This window comes from 'Nostoc azollae' 0708, assembly GCF_000196515.1.
In the GTDB taxonomy this organism is placed as follows: Bacteria; Cyanobacteriota; Cyanobacteriia; order Cyanobacteriales; family Nostocaceae; genus Trichormus_B; species Trichormus_B azollae.
The window spans coordinates 2,521,325-2,544,385 of record NC_014248.1; the positions used below are offsets into that span (position 1 = coordinate 2,521,325).

Annotated in this window: 17 protein-coding genes and 3 pseudogenes; 8 read left to right on the forward strand and 12 right to left on the reverse strand. The window is 39.4% G+C overall.

Annotation, left to right across the window (positions count from 1 at the left end; genetic code table 11):
- The first annotated feature begins 41 nt into the window (after positions 1–41).
- A complete protein-coding gene (locus AAZO_RS11495; protein ID WP_013191368.1) occupies positions 42–575 on the forward strand; it encodes a late competence development ComFB family protein in 534 nt (177 codons plus the stop codon).
- A gap of 14 nt (positions 576–589) precedes the next feature.
- Here AAZO_RS11495 and AAZO_RS11500 read toward each other — a convergent pair whose 3' ends face one another.
- The 7 genes and pseudogenes from AAZO_RS11500 to AAZO_RS11530 form a co-directional block, all read right to left on the reverse strand.
- Complete coding sequence (locus tag AAZO_RS11500) at positions 590–1,243, reverse strand: hypothetical protein (protein WP_013191369.1); 654 nt, start codon at positions 1,241–1,243, stop codon at positions 590–592.
- Between the two features lie 31 nt (positions 1,244–1,274).
- Positions 1,275–2,072 (reverse strand): annotated as a pseudogene (locus AAZO_RS11505) (hypothetical protein).
- Between the two features lie 104 nt (positions 2,073–2,176).
- A complete protein-coding gene (purU, locus tag AAZO_RS11510) occupies positions 2,177–3,031 on the reverse strand; it encodes a formyltetrahydrofolate deformylase (protein WP_013191370.1) in 855 nt (284 codons plus the stop codon).
- A gap of 172 nt (positions 3,032–3,203) precedes the next feature.
- Positions 3,204–3,887, reverse strand: coding sequence for a DUF4340 domain-containing protein (locus tag AAZO_RS11515; RefSeq protein ID WP_338027138.1), 684 nt, complete (start codon positions 3,885–3,887; stop codon positions 3,204–3,206).
- Positions 3,888–3,977: 90 nt separating this feature from the next.
- On the reverse strand, positions 3,978–5,621 hold the full coding sequence (locus AAZO_RS11520; RefSeq protein WP_013191372.1) for a GldG family protein: 1,644 nt from the start codon (positions 5,619–5,621) through the stop codon (positions 3,978–3,980).
- A gap of 130 nt (positions 5,622–5,751) precedes the next feature.
- Entirely contained in the window at positions 5,752–6,564 is an 813-nt protein-coding gene (locus tag AAZO_RS11525; protein ID WP_013191373.1) for an ABC transporter permease, read from the reverse strand.
- Positions 6,565–7,551, reverse strand: a complete 987-nt coding sequence (locus tag AAZO_RS11530) for an ABC transporter ATP-binding protein (protein WP_013191374.1) — start codon at positions 7,549–7,551, stop codon at positions 6,565–6,567.
- 898 nt (positions 7,552–8,449) lie between these two features.
- Here AAZO_RS11530 and AAZO_RS11535 point away from each other — a divergent pair.
- The 5 genes from AAZO_RS11535 to AAZO_RS35310 all read left to right on the forward strand — a co-directional run bounded on the left by AAZO_RS11535 (position 8,450) and on the right by AAZO_RS35310 (position 13,800).
- Positions 8,450–11,842, forward strand: a complete 3,393-nt coding sequence (locus AAZO_RS11535; protein WP_013191375.1) for a phycobilisome rod-core linker polypeptide — start codon at positions 8,450–8,452, stop codon at positions 11,840–11,842.
- Positions 11,843–12,149: 307 nt separating this feature from the next.
- Positions 12,150–12,635 (forward strand): allophycocyanin subunit alpha, encoded by a 486-nt coding sequence (gene apcA, locus AAZO_RS11540; RefSeq protein WP_013191377.1) that lies wholly within the window; start codon positions 12,150–12,152, stop codon positions 12,633–12,635.
- 67 nt (positions 12,636–12,702) lie between these two features.
- Positions 12,703–13,188, forward strand: a complete 486-nt coding sequence (apcB, locus tag AAZO_RS11545) for an allophycocyanin subunit beta (protein ID WP_013191378.1) — start codon at positions 12,703–12,705, stop codon at positions 13,186–13,188.
- 214 nt (positions 13,189–13,402) lie between these two features.
- Positions 13,403–13,609 carry a phycobilisome linker polypeptide gene (locus AAZO_RS11550; RefSeq protein WP_013191379.1) on the forward strand — a complete coding sequence of 69 codons (207 nt, stop codon included), beginning with the start codon at positions 13,403–13,405 and terminating at the stop codon, positions 13,607–13,609.
- A 47-nt stretch (positions 13,610–13,656) separates the two neighbouring features.
- On the forward strand, positions 13,657–13,800 hold the full coding sequence (locus tag AAZO_RS35310) for a hypothetical protein (protein WP_013191380.1): 144 nt from the start codon (positions 13,657–13,659) through the stop codon (positions 13,798–13,800).
- 361 nt (positions 13,801–14,161) lie between these two features.
- On the opposite strand, the gene AAZO_RS11555 is transcribed toward AAZO_RS35310, so the two are convergent.
- The 3 genes from AAZO_RS11555 to AAZO_RS11565 form a co-directional block, all read right to left on the reverse strand.
- Entirely contained in the window at positions 14,162–14,542 is a 381-nt protein-coding gene (locus tag AAZO_RS11555; protein ID WP_013191381.1) for a hypothetical protein, read from the reverse strand.
- A gap of 134 nt (positions 14,543–14,676) precedes the next feature.
- Entirely contained in the window at positions 14,677–15,756 is a 1,080-nt protein-coding gene (locus AAZO_RS11560; protein ID WP_013191382.1) for a class I fructose-bisphosphate aldolase, read from the reverse strand.
- 183 nt (positions 15,757–15,939) lie between these two features.
- Entirely contained in the window at positions 15,940–18,648 is a 2,709-nt protein-coding gene (locus tag AAZO_RS11565) for a DUF3536 domain-containing protein (protein ID WP_013191383.1), read from the reverse strand.
- 626 nt (positions 18,649–19,274) lie between these two features.
- On the opposite strand from AAZO_RS11565, the gene cax reads away from it, so the two are divergent.
- Positions 19,275–20,369 carry a calcium/proton exchanger gene (cax, locus tag AAZO_RS11570; protein WP_013191384.1) on the forward strand — a complete coding sequence of 365 codons (1,095 nt, stop codon included), beginning with the start codon at positions 19,275–19,277 and terminating at the stop codon, positions 20,367–20,369.
- Between the two features lie 36 nt (positions 20,370–20,405).
- Here the strand turns inward: cax and AAZO_RS33730 are convergent, their stop codons facing one another.
- Entirely contained in the window at positions 20,406–20,600 is a 195-nt protein-coding gene (locus tag AAZO_RS33730; RefSeq protein WP_013191385.1) for a hypothetical protein, read from the reverse strand.
- A gap of 109 nt (positions 20,601–20,709) precedes the next feature.
- Here AAZO_RS33730 and AAZO_RS30090 point away from each other — a divergent pair.
- Positions 20,710–21,674: pseudogene (locus tag AAZO_RS30090) on the forward strand (IS701 family transposase).
- A 200-nt stretch (positions 21,675–21,874) separates the two neighbouring features.
- Here the strand turns inward: AAZO_RS30090 and AAZO_RS11585 are convergent.
- Positions 21,875–22,859: pseudogene (locus tag AAZO_RS11585) on the reverse strand (ISKra4 family transposase); the annotation flags it as partial.
- Between the last annotated feature and the right edge of the window lie 202 nt (positions 22,860–23,061).

A 23,061-nucleotide genomic window follows, 5' to 3' on the forward strand; every position in this document is an offset into this window, starting at 1 on the left:
GACTTTCACCTCATTTCAAATGAAAATTCATTTTTCCACTTATGCCAAGCTATCGACCATCTTTTAAGTCTTCCAATCAGACTCCCAAACAAACTAACTTTACACAAAATTCTCGCAATGTGATGGAAATGCTAGTGGCAGAGGAAGTTGAAAAACAAATTGAATCCTTGCCCGTAAAGACAGCTAGTTTTATTAAATCATCAGAAGTAGCTGCTTATGCTTTAAATCGCTTACCCAGTTTATATGCAACCAGTCAAAAAGGGTGGCAGAAACAATGGCATCATGGAAAAACAGAGTTATGTCAAAAAATTACAATGGCCGTGGGTCAAGGAATAGTCGCGGTACAGAGAGACCCTTTGCGGGTTAATGATCCTCTTAGGTTCCAGGGAGACAATAAAGCTATGGAGGCTTTGGACAAACTTAAATCTGTCCTGCAACGTGAAGACCTTTCATGGGAGAATGTAACTGATGTAGTTGAGCAAACATTGATCAATACATCAAGAGGCAGAATCACCTGGCGTAGAGTTAGTACTTCAGACAACGACACATTTGACTGGGAAAAACATCGGCTTTAACTTCCAGCAGCCAGCTAACGCTTATTAAAACTAGCCTCCAGACTCTTAACCTGGGTTTGCAACTCCTCCACTACTTGTAAATTGGATCGCTCCAGCAAAAAACCAGCCCAAAGAAAACTACCACTTAACAATGTCACTACACCCACCAAAATACCAGTCAACAATTTTACCTGAGAGCGCAGTTGTTTGATTTCATAAATCTGATATTGCACCAGAGACAGAGAATTGAGATTAGCATCTTGATTTTCCACTAATATTTCAACTTGGGAATTCTCTAATCTTGTAAACTCAATTTTACTTTTCAACCAATGAGCAATTAGTTTAGGACAATTATTCTTAAACCAGTACCAACCAATCATTCCAAATGCAGGCTTAGACATTTTACTTATCAATTTCAGAGTTGTATTAAGAGTTCCAAAACGGAATTTTTGATTAATCAAATTTCTTGAACCAGCATCATAGAGACAATTAATGATCAACTTAACTGTAGTCTCCTCTCTATAAATCAAATCCACCAACAAGAGAAGAACATCTTGCATAAGTTTTTCTTCTCTTTCTTTTTCTGTCAGCAATTCTGTCAAGTCACTTAATGATTCTAATTGCTTAGACATATTTTCTGTAGAAACTCTGAGTTTTGATGGTGTACTTACCGTTAAGTATACCGACATCACAAAACAAATTCCTCAGCCTAGATAATGATTATTCAATGTCTTCGCAATGGATTAATAACCGTTCTAGACCCTCAGCCAAGGAAATTAACTCTTGCCAAGAATAACCACTCACTAAATTTTGAGCGTGTGCTCAATGATTTCGCAAATGTTCAGCCGATTTGAGGAATTGTTCACCAAAAAGTTTTGACTTTAACCCTAATTGCTGAAACAGTTCAGGTTGATGTAATACCAATTCCCGCTTATCTCAAAATTGCAGATAGTCTAATAAATCTGTAGCTTCATTCCTTTGTTGACTTTCATGCCATAACTTGTTCGCAGCTTCCAAGCGGTCAGGTTTCAGGACTTTTTGCCATGAATCTTGAGGATAATAAAGCCGCACCAGTCGTAACAGATTCATTTCTAACAGCGTCACCAGGCCAAACAGCAGCATTCGCACAGGTGCTTTTTGTAAATCACCACAAGTAATAATCCCACTAACTTGATGACAATCCAATACAAACAATCTAGACCTGTGTTATAGAACAGGTAACAACTTCATCAAGGGTGTACAAATGGCAATGAGTTCTAGAGGATAAAATATCCTTTGATAGTCGCTGCATTTTCCAGATTTACTATCTATTAAAGTAGTATGTTCTACATAGCCAGTGATACTTCCTTCTGTCTCCACTCCCACTACCTCAAAATCCTCTAACTGCATCCAATGAATAACTTCTAGTATATCTGCATCAGCCTGGATAGCCTTCAAAGGTTCAGCCACATATTCTATCGTGATACTATTTTCAAACAAGCTCCGTAAATCTTGAGAACGGGACTTTAGCTGTTTCATCTATCGCTAAAAATAAGACCTGAGCTTAGTATTTCATGAAAGTCCACATTTTGACTGTCTTCGATTAACCTTTTGGCAAGCGATTGAAACCCGTGTTAATAGTTTTACTCAAATACTACTGTCCTATTTTTGTAAACTAACACACGATTTTGTAAATGTAACCTTACTGCCCTAGCTAACACAACTCGCTCTAAATCTTTACCTTTTCTAATCAAATCATCAACCTCATCCCGGTGACTAACTCTCACCACATCCTGTTCAATAATTGGACCTGCATCTAAATCAGCCGTTGTATAATGTGCCGTTGCACCAATAATTTTTACACCTCTTTCAAAAGCCCGATGATAGGGATTAGCACCAATAAATGCAGGTAAAAACGAATGATGAATATTGATAATTCGCGGGAAGTCTTTAATAAAGTCGGCACTGACAATTTGCATATACTTAGCTAATACCACTAAATCAATTTTGTAGTCATGCAGTATTTCTAATTGCCTGATTTCCTGCTCTTGTTTATTATCTTTAGTAATAGGAATGTGAAGATATTGAATACCAAATTGTTCAGCAATTTCCTGTAATTGAGGGTGATTACTAATAATTAAAGGAATTTCCGCATTAAATTCTTTAGCCCTTTGTCGCCAAATCAAATCAAATAAACAATGGTCTTGATGACTTACCCAAATAGCTAAACGAGGAACAGTATCAGAAAAATGTAATTCCCATTGTGCACCCAAAGGTTGAGCGATCGCATTAAACGCTGTACCAATAAAATCTCTCGGTAAATTAAAACCCTCTAACAGCCATTCTATGCGAGTAAGAAATAACCCAGCTTCAAAATCTGTATGTTGGTCTGCATGAATAATATTACCACCATTAGAATAAATGAAATTGGCAATTTTTGCCACTAATCCGCGTTGATCTGGACAAGAAATTAGTAAAGTTGCTGTCGGCTTAGTCATATAATTTTAGATTATAGATTTGGGATTCGTAAATAATATTATCAATATTATTTACAAGATATTTTATATTTCAGAGGATACAAATCGCCTACTTTTGAGACATCCTCTGAGAGCATGTTTGAAAACTTTCTCGTGTGGTATCCAGCACTTGTAGATACCTCAAATTCCCCCTTTAAAAAGGGGGTAGGGGGATATCAAGATTTTTGATACATAACCAAGGTATTTTAAAATACCCTCTGATAGTTGCTGTATTAATCTTTTTTTTACTATTTGTTGGAGTTGTAATTGGAGTCAGTTTAGGAAGCTCGGGTAAAGGCTGAGATTCACTATTTTTATCCGATTCCTTCCATTCCGATAAATCCCGATTTACAGCATTACTAAAATCTTTAGATACTAACAATAATATATTAAAATTATCATTGTTCTTCACTGCGGATTCAACTTTAGCATACAAAAAACTATTATTGAAATTAAGTTTACCTAAAATCAATTTATGAATTTGCTGATTTTTGAGTTTAATCTCAATAGTTGCTTGAGGGTTATCTAAACCAAATTCACTCAATTGATTATCTGGAATTGCTAAATTTTTATCACTCTTACCCTTTACTAATAAATTCATCAAATAGGAAACAATAGCATTGTTAGCTGGTTCGGAAATTGGCGATTTAATTACCCATTTTGGTGGTTCAGGTTTAGTACTACGTTCTAGGTTTAATCTTATATCTTTAGTCTTGATAGTTAAAGATTGAACATCATCAGCGGTGAAAGTGAAAATTCTCTGCTGATTTTGTTTAACTTCCTCTCGTTGAGTATAACCTTTAATTTCATGACAGTAAACAAAAGTACCTAAACCCAAGGCTAAAAGTATCAAAATTAAAGTTGTACGTGGAAATTTCATTTTCCGTCATTGGTTATGAACAACTGACATTATAAACAACTGACTCATCTATCTTCTTCTCCACCAAATAATAGCGCCTGCACCAAAACTAAGAAAAGGTAAAAGCAACAGGGAAGATATACTTAATAAGTTTGCTTTGGCGGTAGACATTGTAATGCGGCGATTTGTTGGTTCTTTGGGGCGAATTGAAAGGGTTTGCTGATCTTTTTGACTCAGCCAAGTGACACAATTAAGGAATACATCTCCATTTAATTGTTGTTCAAATAGTCCATTTTTAGCAAAGTCTGAGTTTCCTAATACTACTAACCGTGATTCTTTAGTTGTAGGTTGAGAATTTGCATTAGTTGGTGAAGGTGTCGGAATTGGTGAAGATGTCGAAGTTGGTGAAGATGTCGAAGTTGGTAAAGATGTTGGAATTGGTGTAACTTGAGTTGATAACTTTCTTGTTAAAGCCACACCTAAAGTTAATGGACCTTTCAAATCTTTACCTTCATTAAACTCTAACTTTTCGCTTTGCTGGTCACTTTCAGCCCAACTGCTGGGATGAGGTTTTGTTCTGAGTAGAGGAGTAGATTCAACACCAGAAACTGAAGTAATTTCTAAAGGTCTGGCTAAAGGATATAAAGAAATACCATTACCAAATTGTTTAGTTATTGGATGTTGTCCATATTCTGTTACCAAAGGTGCAGCAGGACCAATTCCTAAACTTTGACCAGAAATATCAATAGCTAAACGGTTATCTAATTTTACACCCCAATCTTTTAACAAGTTGTCAATTTTTGGGTTGCTGTTGGGGTTAATCATTAGCAGTAAGTTACCGCCACGATTAAGATAGTCTTGTAAGGCTTGAACTTCACCTGAAAATAACTCTTGTTTTGGACCTGCAACGATGACGACAGTTGCATCATCAGGAACTTGGGGATTTTCTGTTAAATTGAGTGGTAATGCTGTGAAATTTTCATCTGTTAGTCCCTGAACTGCTTGTGTAATCGAATTTTGAGTATTTGTTTGATTATTGGTAATTTTTAATTCGCCGTGACCTTGGAGAAAGTAAACTTTGGCGGTATTGTTACTAATTATTTGTTGCAGATGATTGGTTAATCTAATTTCTGATAGGCGTTCGTTGTCATTAACTGTCTGTACTAATTGGTGTTTATTTTCAAATTCTAGGTAAACTTCACCAAGATGTTGAACACCAAATTTTTCTGCTAGTCCTGGTCTAGCTTGGGGATCAACATATTCATATTTAAAGTTGGGACTTTGGCGACGATAATTGTCTAATAATTCTTGGTCTTGATAATTTTGATCTCTTGTAAATAACCAAACTTTCATAGGTTGTGGTAAGTTACGCAGTAATTCTTTAGATTGGGGAGCAAGGGTAAATAACTGAGTTTCTGTTAAGTCTGTTCTGAGATGGTAGCGAATACCTAGAAAATTGATTAATCCTAAAATTATTAATACCGCCAAGGTTGCAAGAATGGCGTTTGTACCAGCTTGGGTTGAACGCTGTTTCCACCATTTACTCCGCTGGCTTTGTAATACTACCCAAAAACCACTGATAAGAATTCCGGAAATCAGAAATATTAAAGGTATCAATCCCCATTCTGCTGATATTAAACCAACTGTTAAACCAGCAGTAATGAGGAAATGCCCTAGTAAAAATATAAGTTTCCAAAGTTGTTTTTTAATCATTGGGGACTGGGGACTGGGGACTGGGGACTGGGGACTGGGGACTGGGGAGATGAGGGAGAAATATTGTCTTTGACTTCTGCCTCTTGCCTTTTGCCTCTTGCCTTCTTCCACTGATAACTGAATAAACTGACTATTGACGATGAAAACGCAGTGCGTCAATTGATTGGGCTGTGAGAAAGATGCCTAAAATAATGTAACTGGCAAATAATATTAAGGTGCTGGTGTCTAAGATCCCTTGGGTGAGGGTGTTGTAATGTTTGAGTAGGGATAAATGTCCTATGGCTGCTCCTATGGGACCAGGAATGGCTTTGGAGATGGAGTCAATTAATAGGAGTAAGATAATAACGGCAAATGTGAGGACGGCTGATAAAAGTGTGCTGTCTGTTAATGAGGAGATGAACATTCCTATAGATAATATTGCTGCTGCGAGTAAGATTAATCCTAAATGGCCGACTATGGGAATTATCGGTGAAATGGGAGGATTTCCACCGCTGATGGCAATCGCTTCAAATCCCAGCAATGGTAAAATTAATGTTGTAAAAAATGTAAGTACCCCTAATAATTTACCGACTGCTACAGCCCAGTTAGTAACTGGTGATGTGGCTAATAGTTCCAATGTTCCTCGTTTGCGTTCTTCGGCATAAAGTCCCATTGAAAGAATTGGTATTATAAACAATAACAGCCAACTTAGTCGATCTAAAAATGCCCGCATAAATTCGTAAGGTACATCTATGGGTGGCACTGGTACTCCAAATTGTTGCCCTTGCACGTCATAAGCTGCAACTGTGGGCATTATTCCACCTGGACCGAGTAAAATCATCACTAGGAATAAACCAGAAATCAACCAAAATATTCCAGCTATACCATAAGCCAACGGTGAGACAAAATAACTCTGTAGTTCTCGACGATAAATGGCAATAATATTAGTCAGTACGATACTCATTTAAGCGGCTTCTCCTTCTGTGGTTACTGTGTCTGCTTCTAGTGGTAAATTCTTTTCTTCGGTGGTTAGTTGCAAAAACACATCTTCTAGGGTAGCGTTGACTCGCCGCATTTGATATAATCCAAAACCTCTGTGAATTAAAGCCGCAGCAATATCTTTGCCTGGTTCTGTTTCTGGTTGGGATATTACCCGCAAATGAGTGCGGTTGTGATCAGTTGTCGGCATTGATTCTACCAAAATCACTCCAGCTACATTTTTCAATACCTGTTTGGCGAGTGCTACTTCTCCTGTAATTTCTAATTCATAACCAGCCCCTCCCGTCAACTGTGTCATTAAGTTTTCTGGAGTATTAGTGGCTACAACTTTGCCACGATTAATTATGGCGACGCGGTTACAGGTCATGCTCACTTCTGGGAGAATGTGGGTAGAAAGGATGATTGTATGGGTTCCAGCTAAACTTTTGATTAAGTTTCGCACGTCAATAATTTGTCGGGGATCTAGTCCTACGGTAGGTTCATCCAGGATAATGGCTGGGGGATCGTGAACAATAGCTTGGGCTATACCGACTCTTTGTTTATAGCCTTTGGAAAGTTTGCGAATAATTACTTTGCCCTTGTCTTGTAAGTTGCAGCGTTGCATGGCTGCTTGGACTTTTTCAGGCCGATCACCTGCGGACACCCCTTTAATTCGGGCTACAAAGTGCAGAAATCCCTCAATCGTCATTTCGGAGTATAACGGCGGTGTTTCCGGTAAATAGCCAATGTTTTGGCGCACTGCAAGGGAATTTTCATGGATATCATACCCTGCTATTTTGAGTGTACCTCCGGTTGCTGGTAAATAACCGGCTAAAATCCGCATGGTTGTGGTTTTACCTGCACCATTTGGTCCCAATAACCCTAAAATTTCTCCTGGTTCAACGCTAAAGGTGACATCGGTAATGGCTGAGGTGGAACCGTAAATTTTACTCAGATGTTCAACTTCTATCATTTGTTGGTAGTCGTGAAAAATAAATTATCTAGTTAGAGTGGGGAGTGGGAAATATGGAAGAGGGAATAGGGAGATCCCTATTACAAGTAGTTTTCAAACCCTCACCATCATGTCTGAATCGCTGTTCACTATTTACTGATTGAATTGAATATTCACAATATTGACACTTTTATCAAAATTGTGTGCAGCAATACCAAACTGCTTGACGCTCCCTGGTCTAAAGACGCGGGGGTTTTTACTTCAAGGAGCAAGCATGCTCAAATTTGTTACCAAACAAATCTGAGTAGAAGGTTATCTCTCCGCAAGGGTTAAAAGTTTCGGTGCGCCCCACCGTACTTAAATCCTAGTCCGTCTGTTTTAATGCTTTTGCTCTAGATGGCTTTCATCCCCGACTTAAATGACATAGAACTCTAAAAACTTTCTGGCTTTTTAGAGTTCTATTTCGGGGTTTTCAGCCTCTTTTATAAGAAAATAGGATTTTCAGGACAAACAAGACAGATAAATTTAGATAAACGCAGATAAACATAGATCAACTCATGAATTCCATGACTCTGTGCAGTTTCACATTAAATAAATGCTTGAACAACAAGATACACCATTTTTCTAAGCAGTCGGGGATCATTTAGCGTAGCTTGACATGCTAATACAAAGGATAATTAATAAAAATCTAATCAAAGTATATGCATATTCCTATTGGCAGATTTAGATTTCAGATTTGACATACTTCTTAATAAATCAGCAGCTTAACCGCAAAACGTTCTAATCTAAAAATTGACTGATTTGTTTACTGGCAACTTTGTAGGCAATATTGCTGACTCATAAATACACAGATATGTCAAGCCTAAAACAATTCAGATTTAAACAATAAACGCTTATTATTAGGAGCTTTACAAATCCAATGAGTGTTAAAGCAAGTGGTGGAAGCTCAGTTGCTCGTCCGCAGCTATATCAAACCCTAACTGTAGCCACTATCTCCCAAGCAGAACAGCAAGACCGTTTGCTGGGAACAGCTGAACTGGGTGAACTAGCAACTTATTTTGCATCTGGAGTAAAACGTCTAGAAATCGCTCAAGTTCTGACAGAAAACTCCGAAATCATCGTTTCTCGCGCTGCTAACCGGATTTTCGTTGGTGGTTCTCCCATGTCTTTCTTAGAAAAGCCCAGAGAACTTGAACTGGCGATGATTGGCAGTGGTGGAGATGTCCAAGAAGGAATGAAACTAGGGACAGTCACCTACGTTGAAAGCCGTGGTGGCTTCTTAGAAAATCTCCGTTCTATCTTCAATACCTCCGCTGGTGGTCCCACACCTGCTGGTTTTAGACCCATCAACGTAGCACGTTATGGTCCTGGCAACATGGCTAAGAGCTTACGGGATTTATCCTGGTTCTTACGCTACGCCACTTATGCGATCGTTGCTGGCGATCCCAACATAATTTCTGTCAACACACGCGGTTTGCGGGAAATAATTGAGAATGCTTGTTCTGGTGAAGCTACCTTAGTGGCTTTACAGGAAATTAAGTCAGCATCCCTATCTTACTTCCGTAAAGATGCTGTCGCCACTGACATCGTGACTCAGTACATGGATGTGTTGCTTACTGAATTCCAAGCACCCACACCATCTACAAAAGTTCGTCAACGTCCTTCTCGCGATCAACAAGGATTACAACTTCCTCAAATTTACTTCAACGCTGCTGAACGTCGTCCTAAGTTCGTGATGAAGCCCGGTTTATCAGCTACTGAAAAAATAGAAGTTGTGAAAGCCGCTTATCGTCAAGTATTTGAGCGCGATATCACTCGTGCTTACAGCCTGTCCATCTCTGACTTAGAATCTAAGGTGAAAAGCGGCTGCATCTCTATGAAGGAGTTTATTCGCCGTTTAGCTAAATCTTCTCTTTACCAAAAACAGTTTTACCAACCCTTTATTAACAGCCGTGTGATTGAGTTGGCTTTCCGTCACATTTTAGGACGAGGACCCAGCAGCCGGGAAGAAGTTCAAAACTACTTCTCAATTATTTCCAAGGGTGGTTTACCAGCATTAGTTGATACTTTGGTAGATTCTAATGAATATAGCGATTACTTTGGTGAAGAAACGGTTCCTTATCTCCGGGGTTTAGGTCAAGAAGCCCAAGAGTGTAGGAACTGGGGACAACAGCAAGACCTGTTTAAATACAGTGCGCCTTTCCGTAAAGTTCCTCAATTTATTACTACTTTTGCGGGTTATGAACAACCATTGCCTGACCAACATCCCTACGGTTCTGGTAATGATCCCTTAGAAATTCAATTCGGCGCGATTTTCCCTAAAGAAACCCGCAACCCTAGCACCAGCCCTGCACCTTTTGGTAAGGATACCCGCCGGATCTTGATTCACCAAGGGCCTGCTATTAATAACCAACTGAGCAATCCTCAAGCGCGGAGTGTAGCTCCTGGTACTCTTGGTGCTAAGGTGTTTAAGTTAGACCAATTACCTGGAACTATTGGTAAAAAAGCTGCCAAGGGTACAAGTGTTAAATTCTCAGAAAGCTCTACTCAAGCGGTAATCAAAGCTGCTTACTTACAAGTTTTCAGTCGTGATGTTTACGAAGGACAACGACTGAAAGTTGCAGAAATTAAGCTAGAAAATGGCGATATTACTGTACGTGAGTTTGTACGGATGTTGGCGAAATCCGATTTATTCCGTAAGCTGTACTGGACTTCTCTGTATGTGTGTAAGTCTATTGAGTATATTCACCGTCGCTTGCTAGGTCGTCCTACTTACGGTCGCCAAGAAAATAATAAGTATTTTGACCTTGCGGCTAAGAAGGGTTTCTACGCAGTTGTTGATGCAATTATTGACAGCGTTGAATACAGCGAAGCTTTCAATGAAGATACTGTTCCTTACGAACGCTATTTAACTCCTGCGGGTGTATCTCTGCGTCAATTGCGAGTTGGTACTATTCGTGAAGATGTAGCCAATGTTGATAAGGAAGTAACCCCACGCTTTGTGGAATTGGGCGCAGTTACCGAAATGCGGACCCAACCAGATATTGACTTCCGTATCAACCAAGGTGTTAGCAAGCACCGTGAACAAACCAAGATCTTCAAGCTGCTTGCAAATACTGTTGATAAAGTGGCAGTACAGACTTTAATTGGTAGTGCTTATCGTCAGATTTTTGAACGGGATATTGCACCTTACATCCTGAAAAATGAGTTTACTGTTCTAGAAACTCAGTTGGGTAATGGCGATATTTCTGTTAAGGAATTTGTTCAAGCTCTTGGTTATTCTAGCCTGTACCTCAAGGAATTTTATACACCTTATCCCAACACCAAGGTAATTGAGTTGGGTACTAAGCACTTCTTGGGACGCGCACCTATTGACCAAGCGGAGATTCGCAAGTATAACCAAATCTTGGCTACTCAAGGTATCAAGGCGTTTATTGGCACAATGGTCAATAGTGCTGAGTACGCGCAAGCTTTTGGTGAAGATACTGTTCCTTATCGTCGCTTCCCCACCTTACCTGCGGCTAACTTCCCCAATACAGAGAAGCTTTACAACCAGCGAACTAAGCAAAATGATGACTTGGTTGTACCTAGCTTTGAGACTGTGAAGCCCAGAATTAAGACTGAGAATACACCAATCTTGGCGAAGGCGATCGCAGATTTAGCGGCTCAAGCTAAACAAATCGACAAGGCTAACCCCTTGTTTATGGAATTGGGTCGTTCCTTCAATGATGGTCGTGGTCAGTCTGTAGAAGTTGGTGTTGGTACAATTCGCCGCAAACCAGCCCGTATTTACCGCGCAATCACTGGTACCAATTCTCCCGAAACAAATCAGGTAATTAATGCTATTTATTGTCAAGTAATGGACGTATTTAGTGGTCAAGTTCCTGAATATTTACGCCGTAGTGATTTAGATAGCAAACTCCGTAACGGTGAAATTACTGTGCGTCAATTTGTCCTTGAACTAGCTAGTTCTGAAATCTACCGCAAACGGTTCTACACTCCCTATCCCAACACCAAGGTAATTGAGTTCTTATTCCGTCACATATTCGGACGCGCACCTGCAACCCAAGGTGAAATCCGTCAATATAACAAGATATTGGCTGATAGAGGTTTAAGGGCTGCTGTAGAAGGGATCGTGAACAGCCCAGAGTATGCGCGCTACTTTGGTGAAGATGTTGTACCTTACAACCGCTTCCCCTCTTTACCAGCAGGTAACTACTTGGGTAGTGTACAAGCAGACGCTGACCTGGTTAAACAATCTTGGTCTAGCTTATCTCCTGCTGTGTTAACTGGTCGTCCTGGTAACAGATAGGGTATTGGGGACTGGGGACTGGGGAAAAAACTAAGAAGAATAAATTCTTACTCCAATGCCCCATACCCAATGCCCAATGCCCTATTCCCTATTCCCTTTTCCCTAGAAATGAGCAAATCTGAAAATGATTGTTACAAAATATTAAGAGCAGTCATAAATGCTCAACATAATGCCGGAGAATAATTTGCGGAAGGTAGTTCAGTTTTGCAGATTGCGTGTGTAAATACCCAACCTGGCTCATACTGTGCTTAACACAGTGCTACTATCAACCAAGTTCTGGTTTCATTAGTTTTGGAGGAATCCATTAATGAGTATCGTCACGAAAGCTATCGTGAATGCTGATGCAGAAGCTCGCTACCTCAGCCCCGGTGAATTAAATCGCATTAAGAGCTTTGTTGCTGGTGGCTCACAACGTCTCCGCATCGCTCAAGTATTGACTGACAACCGCGAAAGCATTGTTAAACAAGCTGGCAACCAATTGTTCCAAAAGCGTCCTGATGTTGTTTCCCCTGGTGGTAACGCTTACGGTCAAGAAATGACAGCTACTTGTCTTCGTGACCTTGACTACTACTTGCGTCTTGTAACCTACGGAATCGTTTCTGGTGATGTAACCCCCATCGAAGAAATCGGTATCGTTGGTGTACGTGAAATGTACAGGTCTTTGGGTACTCCCATTGAAGCTGTTGCTGGTGGCGTTACTGCTATGAAGAGCGTTGCTTCTACCCTGTTGTCTGCTGAAGACGCTGCTGAAGCTGGTTCTTACTTCGACTATGTTGTTGGTGCAATGGGTTAAGTTACAGCTATTTAACTGCTGAAACTAAAACTGTTGCAATCAAGTTGGAAATAAGGAAATAACAACAATGCAAGACGCAATTACCTCTGTAATTAATTCTTCTGACGTTCAAGGTAAATACCTTGACACCGCTGCTTTAGAAAAGCTCAAAGGCTACTTCGCTACTGGTGAACTTCGCGTTCGTGCAGCTACAACCATTAGTGCTAATGCTGCTGCTATCGTTAAAGAAGCTGTAGCTAAGTCCTTGTTGTACTCTGATATCACCCGTCCCGGTGGTAATATGTACACCACCCGTCGTTACGCAGCTTGTATCCGTGACTTGGATTACTACTTGCGTTATTCCACCTACGCTATGTTGGCTGGAGATGCTTCCATCCTCGACGAGCGCGTATTAAACGGTTTGAAAGAAACCTACAATTCCTTGGGTGTACCCGTAGGCTCTACCGTTCAAGCTATCCAAGCCATGAAAGAAGTAACTGCAAGCTTGGTTGGTCCTGACGCTGGGAAAGAAATGGGCGTTTACTTCGACTATATCTCCTCTGGCTTGAGCTAGGAGTTAGGTTTGCACTTAATAAATTAGGTGCGGCTTTATTAAGGTTTGGAAATCAATTGTCAGTGCTAGAAAGTTCTCTTGCTGATTAATTGTAAGTGTTATCAGTCTAGTATTGATGGTTGATTCCCAGACTTGGAAAAAATAATTAAAGATTTTGACTCAAGATATTTGAGATAAAAAAGTTTTCCCAACAATATCAGGAGATTAGAAAAAAATGGCTCGTTTATTTAAAGTAACTGCTTGTGTTCCCAGCCAATCCAGAGTTCGCACTCAACGCGAATTACAAAATACCTACTTCACCAAGTTCGTTGCATTTGAGAACTGGTTCCGCGAACAGCAACGCATCATGAAAATGGGTGGCAAAATAGTTAAGGTGGAACTAGCAACTGGCAAACAAGGTATAAATACTGGTTTACTTTAATTTCTATAAATCAAAGATTATATTGGTAGATTTGTAAGGGGTCAGTTATGACCTCTTTTTTTGTAGCTATCAGCTATCAAGAACTATACTGGCGTTGTGGTGTTGTAGATGAAAACTGCGGAAACGGTTGGGTATTTAATAAATATAGTTTAGTTTATTGTTTGCAGAAAATTGATATTAAGATGCTATAGCAATCCCCCTCAGCATTTTCAATATTTAATTGAAGCAAATTTATAAACATCTACGCATCGTATTAAGTATCCATTATCACCCAGCCACTGCTCTTTACTACGCCAGTAATAGACTGAAAAAATAAAATATACAGATGTTACTTCAACATCTGTACAGATTCTTAACTCTTATTTCTAAACAGGAAGAAACGTTAAATATTGTTCAGATTTATGAAATCGCCAATATCATAACGTTTTACTGCGGGCCACTGCATAACTATTAGCTGCTCTAATTACTCAACATTACCTCTAGCGGCTTTATTCTCTGCTAGTTCTTGTTCTATTTGACTCCGTTCATAGTTATTTGGACCAAAAGACCCTTTCAGTATTCTTCCCCTGTGCGTTTGAGCATATTGACGGGATCTTTTTGTCTACTTCCAGTTCCCAAATCTTTAGGAATTACTTCACCTGCTCGCTTCCCACTTTCAATATAATCATCACTACTGGATGGTGTTGTATAGACTTTTTCCTTTCGTCGCTCTTGAGTAGAATAAAAAGGTCTGACAACCTCATCTCTGACTATCTTCCTCTTTTGAGTAGAATAAAAAGGCCTGACAATTTCTACTTTGTGAGTTTTGTCTGAATAATAACCACTAGCGTGAACTGAAGCTACAGGTAAACTCAGCAGTAAGAATAAACTTACCAATATAGTGAGGACTAATTTCCGGGATATTTGATCAAATATGCTCTTGATTTTTAACATTGGCAAATCTCCTCATCGCTTTTTTGCAAATGCCTGAATGTTAAAAAATTCTCATTGGGCTAACGTCTTCCCTGGGGTTAGTTATTTTAGAAACATCTGTTCATAGGGAATAGAAAAGGGAAGAAGATATGATATTAAGCTATGGTGACTAGAGGAGATAAATAAATATCTTGAATGGCGTGAAATAACTTCACTCCTTCTGCAAAGGGACGCTGGAAAGTCTTCCGTCCCGAAATTAAACCTGTACCTCCAGCACGTTTATTAATTATGGCAGTCCGCACAGCTTCGGCAAAATCATTCTTACCAGAACCACCACCAGAATTGATTAATCCTACCCTTCCACAGTAACAATTGAGGACTTGATAGCGAGTTAAATCTATGGGGTGTTCAGTTGTCAAATCTGTGTAAATTCGCTCATTGGTTTTACCGTAACTCTTACCTGTGGCTTGAGCAACTGCACCATAACCATTATTACATTCGGGTAACTTTTGTTTAATGATATCGGCTTCAATTGTCACACCTAAATGGTTTGCTTGTCCGGTTAAGTCGGCGGCGAGGTGATAATCTTGATCTTGTTTAAAAGTGCTATTCCGTAAATAACACCATAAAACTGTTACCAAACCCAATTTATGGGCGTATTTAAAAGCTTGACTAACTTCTTGAATTTGTCTGGTAGATTGTTCTGAACCAAAGTAAATTGTTGCCCCTACTGCTGTCGCTCCCAAATTCCAAGCTTGTTCAACGTCAGCAAACATAATTTGGTCAAATTGATTGGGATAGGTTAATAATTCATTATGGTTAAGTTTGACGATAAAAGGAATTCTATGGGCATATTTACGGGCAATAATGCCTAATACACCTAAAGTTGTAGCGACAGCGTTACAGCCACCTTCTATTGACAATTTGACAATATTTTTTGGGTCAAAATAAATTGGATTGGGTGCAAATGATGCACCTGCGGAGTGTTCAACCCCTTGGTCTACAGGGAGAATAGATAGATAGCCTGTATTGGCTAATCTACCTGTGGAATAGATGTGTTTGAGATTTCGTAAGACTTGGGGAGAGCGATTGCTATTTACCCAAATTCTATCTATAAAATCTGACCCTGGTAGATGTAATAAATCCTGGGAAACTTTAGCTGTATAAGTAAGCAAGTCTTCTGCTTCCTTCCCTAACAATGACTCGATATAATTAGCTTCTAAAACTGTAGCCATAGGTTCTCGCAGTTTTGACACTATTATTATTTATTTAAGTCTGTTGATGGGAATGTTTGCCCACTGTCTTTTGATAGATATAGGAGTTACGAGAATTGGGAAGTCAGGGTTGGGAGATGAGGGAGATGGGAAAATTGCTTCCCCATCTCCCTCATCTCCCTTGTCCTGCCCTATTTTACAGTTTTAACCCAATTTTTTCAAAATAATGCTGACATCAACGGCTAATTTTCGTCCTAATTTTAGCAACTGACGACACTGAGAAACATCTGCTTGATTATCCACGTTAGTCAGACACAGAGGAACTACTTGACTATGCAAAGAGCTAAAGTAAAGTTCTTGGGATTTTTCTAAGGAAATGCCTAAATTTAGCTGATATCCCACATCAATCAACTTTTCCAATCTTTGGATATCTGTGGCAAAAGAACCATTGGCATCGTGTAACAGTTGCCAAAGTAATCGCACAATTAGCTGTTCTAATATTTGCTTACCTTCAGGTATATTGAGGCGACAACGCAGATGTTTAGCTTCAGTGGCGATCGCTTCTAATTCTGCTATATGATTCCAACTTAATTGGGCTTCGATAATATCTTGCTCAAGCGATCGCAAACTCATCATACAGCGATAACCCAATGCAATCTCCGCTGCTACTTGCAATTCTTGGGGAACAGCTAATTCATCCCGATGAAACGCCATAATCACACCGTAATATTCCCGGTATGTTTGGGTATATAGCTGGTCTAATCTTGTCAGTGTTTCCTGACTTAACAGCCGCATAATCCGGTGGCGTTCTTCTGCAAATAAATTCTGTAAACTAAAGGCTTCACCGCCGAAAATTTGCGTCATGACGAGGATCACCTGAGCCGCACTTGCTTGTTGCAGCGATGCAAATAGCTTTTCTTTCAAGTTACTGTAATCACGTCTGCCCGTAAATGGCTGAATACAGCAATGGAAATCCCAACCTCCTAAATGCAAAACTGCAAACACTAAATTTTCACTTTCCCAAGTAATATCAGACACTAGCTTCAAATGTCCTACTGCCATACTCAACGCGCCCATGCGTTGCATCTGGTAATCTAACTCATTGGCAGTGTAACAATATACTGCTTTTTGATAACTATGGAAATTTGCAGAAGTATCTTGTGTGGAGGGCGCATTGTTGTGATTATTAAACAGGGAAGTAATTGCGTAATGGGCTGCAACTTGTTTAAACCCAATTTGGGCAGTTAATACCAATTGACGGTAAATTTCTCCACCATGCTTAAAGTGTGGAACATTACTCTCTGCCAAACCCAACCGTTTCAGAAAGCCTTTTTCCAACTGCACACCCGCCACATCTCCTGCCAATTCTAAAGCGCGGGCGGCATAACGGAGAATCTGTGTTCCTTCTGGGCGGGAAATTTCTTCAAAAAACCAACCGCAACTAGTAAACATGAACAAAGCGTGACGCTGCATTTCCAACAAACGCAAAGCATCTATTTGTTCTGCTGCTTGTAGCTTGCGAGTTTGATGACGGGAGAGAAAACTGCTAACACTAGCTGGAGAGCGATCACGCAAGACTTGAATATATTCATCCCTTGCTAACCAGGGATCCCGAAATAACTTACTTCCATATTCCTCATACACCTCAATCAATTGATCCCGCAACCAATTCAAAGCATTTCGCAAAGGTCGCCGCCATCTTTGATGCCATACACCACCTTCTCCACCACAACCACAATCATCTTGCCATCTGTCCACACCATGAGCGCAACTCCAGGCTGTAATAGACTTTAACTCCACTTCCCAACTGGGAGGATTTAAACTCAGATAATGAGCAAAATTTGTTACCGTCCAACCATGACGAGGAAACTCACCAATAAAAGCATAAGCTAAAGTTTTCTCCGTACCCTTCTTGTGATGTCCAAAGGTTTCCCCATCAGTGGCGACAGAAATTAACTGTGCTGGACGATGATCCCCGCGCACTGCTGCACCGACTCGTCCTGCAAAATGAGTGGAACTATACACCACATCACTAAAACCCATGTCCCGTGAAATCGGTCCATCATAGAAGAAAATGTCAATATAAGGTAAGCCTTCCGTGCTTTCTGACATAGTTGCCTTATTAGCACTTAGAGGAGAAGATACAACACTAAGGCTAGGCTTTAAATAACAACGATAGGGACGAGTGGGATCAATTTGACTACCACCAACTTCATGCCATTCTGGTTGGGGGTCATATTCAGAAGGGAAAGGACGACAACGCTGGGCTTGCGATGGTGCGAGGACAATAAAGCAAATATCTTCAGCCACCAAAGCTTCTAAAGTTGCATAATCTACAGCAGTTTCAGCCAGCCAGATACCTTCGGGATCACGACCAAATCGAGATTTGAAGTCTGCTTTACCCCAACGAATTTGGGTATATTTATCTCGTTCATTAGCCAAGGGCATGATGATGTGATTGTATACTTGCGCGATCGCATTCCCGTGACCATGCAACCTTTGACTACTCTTAGCATCAGCCTCCAAAATCCGCTGATAAACCTCCACATCGTAGCGTTCTAACCACGACATCAGCGTTGGGCCGATATTAAAACTCATGTACTCATAATTATTAACGATCCCCAACAACTCACCCTGGTCATTTAGCACTCTAGCAAAGGCATTGGGGCGATAGCATTCCCAATGAATGCGTTCATTCCAATCATGGAATGGTGTAGCACTTGGTTGACGTTCAATCGCATCCAAATAAGGATTTTCTCTAGGTGGTTGGTAAAAATGACCATGCACAGTCACATATACACCCTGAGATTTTTTCAGGGGATCATGGGGATCATGATATGGCATTGCTTGGGAATCTTGATTTAAGTCAAATGTTGAGCCAGAGCTAACTGGTAATTCAGTAGCAGAAGTCATAATATTTATATCCAAGGTAAAATTTTGGTTGTGGCAAAAGTATTATTATAGGTACATTTTTACAGTTGTTTGTGCAGACAATCGGGTATAAACAACATCTGGTGAATAAAGCTGAATAACGACTTTGGCAAATAAGCTCTTGATCCGGCAATAAATCTGCATTATCGCGCACATATTTCTCGTCAAGCAAGAAATTATTAAATATTGCAATAAAACCTCATTAATGATAATGAAATTACCAGCAAAGCTAATCAGCCAAGAAACTTAATGGTATTTTAACCTATTAAAACCTATTCTCTGGATAAAACCCTGAATTAAACTCATATTTTTGCAACAAATGATTGCAATAGCGACTTAAACCTCAATCTTATTATATATATATGCCGCTATTTAGGAAACAGCAAAGTTAAGATTAACCTAGATGTTGATTACAGACAGATATTCCAATGTGTAATATTGATCTTAGGACTTACGCAAGTGTCACACTCAATATCTCTTGTAAGGTGCGTCAGACCTATAAATTGTTTGGTATCAACAAATTTTTGACATCTGACGCACCCTACTAATATGCCAGTTGCGTAACTGCTGCCCACTTACTTACACCCAAAATTCGAGATCAATCATAAATGTCAATAAAAAACATCATTTTTCTCGGCTTGTTAGTTTTTATCCCCATCTCCCTAGCGGCACACTTTCTAGAATGGGGAGAATTGATAGTTTTCATCACGGCTGGATTAGCAATTCTACCCCTAGCAGGTTGGATGGGTGCAGCCACAGAAGAAATTGCTGTCGTCGTCGGTCCCTCATTAGGAGGGTTGTTAAATGCCACCTTTGGTAATGCTACAGAATTGATTATTGCTTTAGTCGCCCTCAATGCGGGACTAATAGATGTTGTTAAAGCCAGTATTACCGGGTCAATTATTGGCAACTTACTATTAGTAATGGGTCTTTCGATGTTATTGGGCGGACTGCGCTACAAGGAACAAACATTCCAATCAGTTGTGGCGCGGGTAAATGCTTCATCAATGAATTTAGCAGTAATTGCAATTTTGTTACCAACAGCAATGAACTACACATCTATTGGCATCAGTGAGAGAACATTGCAAAATCTCTCCCTTGCTGTTGCTGTAGTATTAATTCTGGTTTACGCGCTAACATTGCTATTTTCCATGAAAACTCATGCCTATTTATATGACGTAGGTGTAGCAGAGATAGAAATTGAAGCAGAAGAAAAACACGAAAAAATGAGCGAAGAAAAACCAAATATTTGGATTTGGACTAGTGTATTACTAGTCTGCACACTTTTTGTAGCCTTAGAGTCAGAATTACTGGTTGATACTTTAGAAGTAGCCACATCCAAGTTAGGTTTGACAGCACTATTTACAGGCGTAATTTTGTTGCCCATAGTCGGTAATGCCGCAGAACACGCGACAGCTGTCACCGTAGCCATGAAAAATAAAATGGATCTTTCTTTATCTGTAGCAGTGGGATCAAGTATGCAAATTGCCCTATTTGTCGCCCCTGTTTTAGTCATTGCTGGACGGTTCATGAATCAGCCAATGGATTTAGATTTCAATCCCTTTGAATTAGTAGCAGTAGCAGTAGCAGTGTTAATTGCTAATAGCATTAGTTCTGATGGTAAATCCAATTGGTTGGAAGGAACTTTACTATTAGCTGCCTATACAGTTTTGGGCTTTGCTTTCTATTTCCATCCAGTATAGGGTATAAGGGTGTAGGGGTAGGAAAACCCCATCAATTTATTGATGGGCTTGACATAAAGACACCACATTTCTGGCACGTAATGTCTCGAAATACATCTTTTTTTCTGTTTCCATATTTACAGGACTTAGGGAACTGGCACAGGCGATGGGTGAATATAGTACATCCGTATTAAATAAATCGGATATGGAAAGCTTTATCAACCCATAAGAAGTAGCTGCAACAGGAAACATTATTCAAATATTCATGAGAAAATAGGTAGGAGATTGTATTAGATAAATGTTGCTGACGGTAATGAGATTTACTAAACTTGATTACTGCCAACACTTATGAACTAGTCAAATTAATTATACAATTACTAATTTAGCAGAGCATTTAGAAAGTATTAGCCATGATGCAATTAACTATTATTTAAAAACCGAAAAGTTAACATCTCCTTTACTATAGGATAAGGTGAAAGAGGTAGTAGAAGCTGATGGTAATGGGTACATCATATTTGATGATAGTGTTTTACACGAAAGATATTCTGAAGAAATAGAGATGGTGAGGAGACAATATAGTAGTAATAAACATGGCATACTTAAAGGAATTGGTGTAGTCAGTTGTGTCTATGTGAATCCTAAAGTTCAAAGATTTGGGGTAACAGATTAGCGCATTTTTAATCCTGATGTGGATCGTAAAACCAAGATAGACCATGTGAAAGATATGCTGCAAAACCTGGTGTATCATCAGCTTTTCCCATTTGATACGGTTTTGATGGATACATGGTATGCAGTAAACAGTTTCATGCTGTATATTGATAGCTTAGACAAAATTTATTATTGCCCTTTAAAAAAGAATCGGTTAGTTGATGATACATTTGCCAAAGAAAAAGATAAACCTATTGAATTATGAGAATGGAGTACTGAAGAGTTAGAATGTGGTAAAATTATAAAAATTAAAGTGTTTCCCGCTCAGAAAAAGTGAAACTATTCCGGGTTGCTGTTTCTACCAACAGAACGGATTATGTCGCTACTAACGATTTATCTCAAAGTTCTACGAATGTTGTACAAGAGGTGTGTAAAATTCGTTGGAAAATCGAGGAGTTTCACCGAGAGATTAAACAAATAAGTGGCATTGAATCTTGTCAATGTCGTAAAGCTAGGCTTAAAAGAAATCATATTGCTTGTGCAATGTTGGTTTGGATTAGATTAAAGAATTTAGCCTATCAAACTGGTCAAACTGTTTATCAAAACAAGCATAGATTGCTTTCTAATTATTTAATTCAGCAACTAAAACGCCCAAGTCTTCCTATGTGCTTGGTTTGAGTTCAATTGTTCCGTGCCAGGGCTACATGCCGCCCACTATTTGTGCCAGTTGCGTCAGTCCTGATTTAAAAATAGAGGCTTGTATCCTTTAACTTCTGGGCTAGTGCTTCCCCTACACCCCACACCCTGTTGTCCGTGATCTACTGACGATGGATGTTTACAGACTTAATATCGGGAGGATAGAGTTTTGGCAGAAAGACTCAAATAGGAAGCAAACCATTGAGATAAGCACAAGGAAGGGAAAGGATTTGGTAGACACTTTCAACATTCCACTGTGGTCCAGAAATTTTAATCCTTGCTCCAATGTGTTTAATAGCAGATTCGACAGATCCAGAACCAATAGAACACAGTTGTTCAGCTTGGTAGTAGGTGTAGTTAATAATGCCAGTGGCATGTTTTTCACTTATGTCGAAAAACTTCTTCACTTGTTTGCCTCGACAATTATTAAATAAAGCTTGAATTGGCTCTATCTGATCTTGCCACAATAAACTCTCAACAGCTTGGAGATGCTTTAAATAACCACCAATTTGATAAAGATTCTCTTTGAGGTGATACCAATCCAAAATTTCCAAAGGTTTGAATTTTTCAGTTCCAAACTCTTTAACTAAATTCCAAACTCCATCATGACCATCCCCCAAACACACAAGGGGGTTAACCAAAGACTGGCTATTAACATAATCAACTCATGATTGATTAGTTGTTATCAAAAAATGCGCCATCATAAATTCCTTGTAGACGAAGGGTTTTATAGTCTCGCCAGTACCAGCCTGCTTGTGGTGTTTGCCCCCTAGTCGTACTTTTCCACCATCCACGCTCACTTCACAGACAGCTTGTTTTCCTTGTGGTAGCTCCCAATCTTGTTCCACAACTAGTTTTTGTTGCCTCCTATGGCCAACTTTTACTCCTGTTTAATGCCTCAATTTCAACTTCTGCTTTTTGATATGATTCCTTAGCTGATAGCCTCAAGCAGCACTTTTGAAGTAATGGACTTAATCGACTTCTTGGCTTCAAACCCAGTCTCTGCAACTGTTTAGCTTTTAGTTTTAGTTCTCCTCTCCTACCAAGGTTTTGACTTTCCTGGTTTTACCTACTTTCCTTCCGCTTGTTCCTTCAATAAAAAAAAAGGGCTATTTCTGGACTTACCACTTCTAATATTTGACTCCTTACTGTTTTTTCTATGCCTTCCCCCGGATTTCTCACAAGCAGTAAAAAATAAATTTACATGACCTGATGTGAGACTAAATTTTGATACATCATCAATCAAAATTGAATCGCAGAGATAAATTAAATATAAAATCGCATTTATAAAGCTAAAATAGTCACTATCTTTTTATTGGTAGTAAAATCAAAATGCTCTGTTCATAAAATTAAGCATGACAAAACAAGA

What these genes read in the sequence shown, in the direction of transcription:
- AAZO_RS11495 (WP_013191368.1), top strand. Translation starts at nt 42, where the DNA reads ATGCCAAGCTATCGACCATCTTTTAAGTCTTCCAATCAGACTCCCAAA.
- AAZO_RS11500 (WP_013191369.1), bottom strand. Translation starts at nt 1,243, where the DNA reads ATGTCGGTATACTTAACGGTAAGTACACCATCAAAACTCAGAGTTTCT.
- purU (WP_013191370.1), bottom strand. Translation starts at nt 3,031, where the DNA reads ATGACTAAGCCGACAGCAACTTTACTAATTTCTTGTCCAGATCAACGC.
- AAZO_RS11520 (WP_013191372.1), bottom strand. Translation starts at nt 5,621, where the DNA reads ATGATTAAAAAACAACTTTGGAAACTTATATTTTTACTAGGGCATTTC.
- AAZO_RS11525 (WP_013191373.1), bottom strand. Translation starts at nt 6,564, where the DNA reads ATGAGTATCGTACTGACTAATATTATTGCCATTTATCGTCGAGAACTA.
- AAZO_RS11530 (WP_013191374.1), bottom strand. Translation starts at nt 7,551, where the DNA reads ATGATAGAAGTTGAACATCTGAGTAAAATTTACGGTTCCACCTCAGCC.
- AAZO_RS11535 (WP_013191375.1), top strand. Translation starts at nt 8,450, where the DNA reads ATGAGTGTTAAAGCAAGTGGTGGAAGCTCAGTTGCTCGTCCGCAGCTA.
- apcA (WP_013191377.1), top strand. Translation starts at nt 12,150, where the DNA reads ATGAGTATCGTCACGAAAGCTATCGTGAATGCTGATGCAGAAGCTCGC.
- apcB (WP_013191378.1), top strand. Translation starts at nt 12,703, where the DNA reads ATGCAAGACGCAATTACCTCTGTAATTAATTCTTCTGACGTTCAAGGT.
- AAZO_RS11550 (WP_013191379.1), top strand. Translation starts at nt 13,403, where the DNA reads ATGGCTCGTTTATTTAAAGTAACTGCTTGTGTTCCCAGCCAATCCAGA.
- AAZO_RS35310 (WP_013191380.1), top strand. Translation starts at nt 13,657, where the DNA reads ATGACCTCTTTTTTTGTAGCTATCAGCTATCAAGAACTATACTGGCGT.
- AAZO_RS11555 (WP_013191381.1), bottom strand. Translation starts at nt 14,542, where the DNA reads ATGTTAAAAATCAAGAGCATATTTGATCAAATATCCCGGAAATTAGTC.
- AAZO_RS11560 (WP_013191382.1), bottom strand. Translation starts at nt 15,756, where the DNA reads ATGGCTACAGTTTTAGAAGCTAATTATATCGAGTCATTGTTAGGGAAG.
- AAZO_RS11565 (WP_013191383.1), bottom strand. Translation starts at nt 18,648, where the DNA reads ATGACTTCTGCTACTGAATTACCAGTTAGCTCTGGCTCAACATTTGAC.
- cax (WP_013191384.1), top strand. Translation starts at nt 19,275, where the DNA reads ATGTCAATAAAAAACATCATTTTTCTCGGCTTGTTAGTTTTTATCCCC.
- AAZO_RS33730 (WP_013191385.1), bottom strand. Translation starts at nt 20,600, where the DNA reads ATGTTTCCTGTTGCAGCTACTTCTTATGGGTTGATAAAGCTTTCCATA.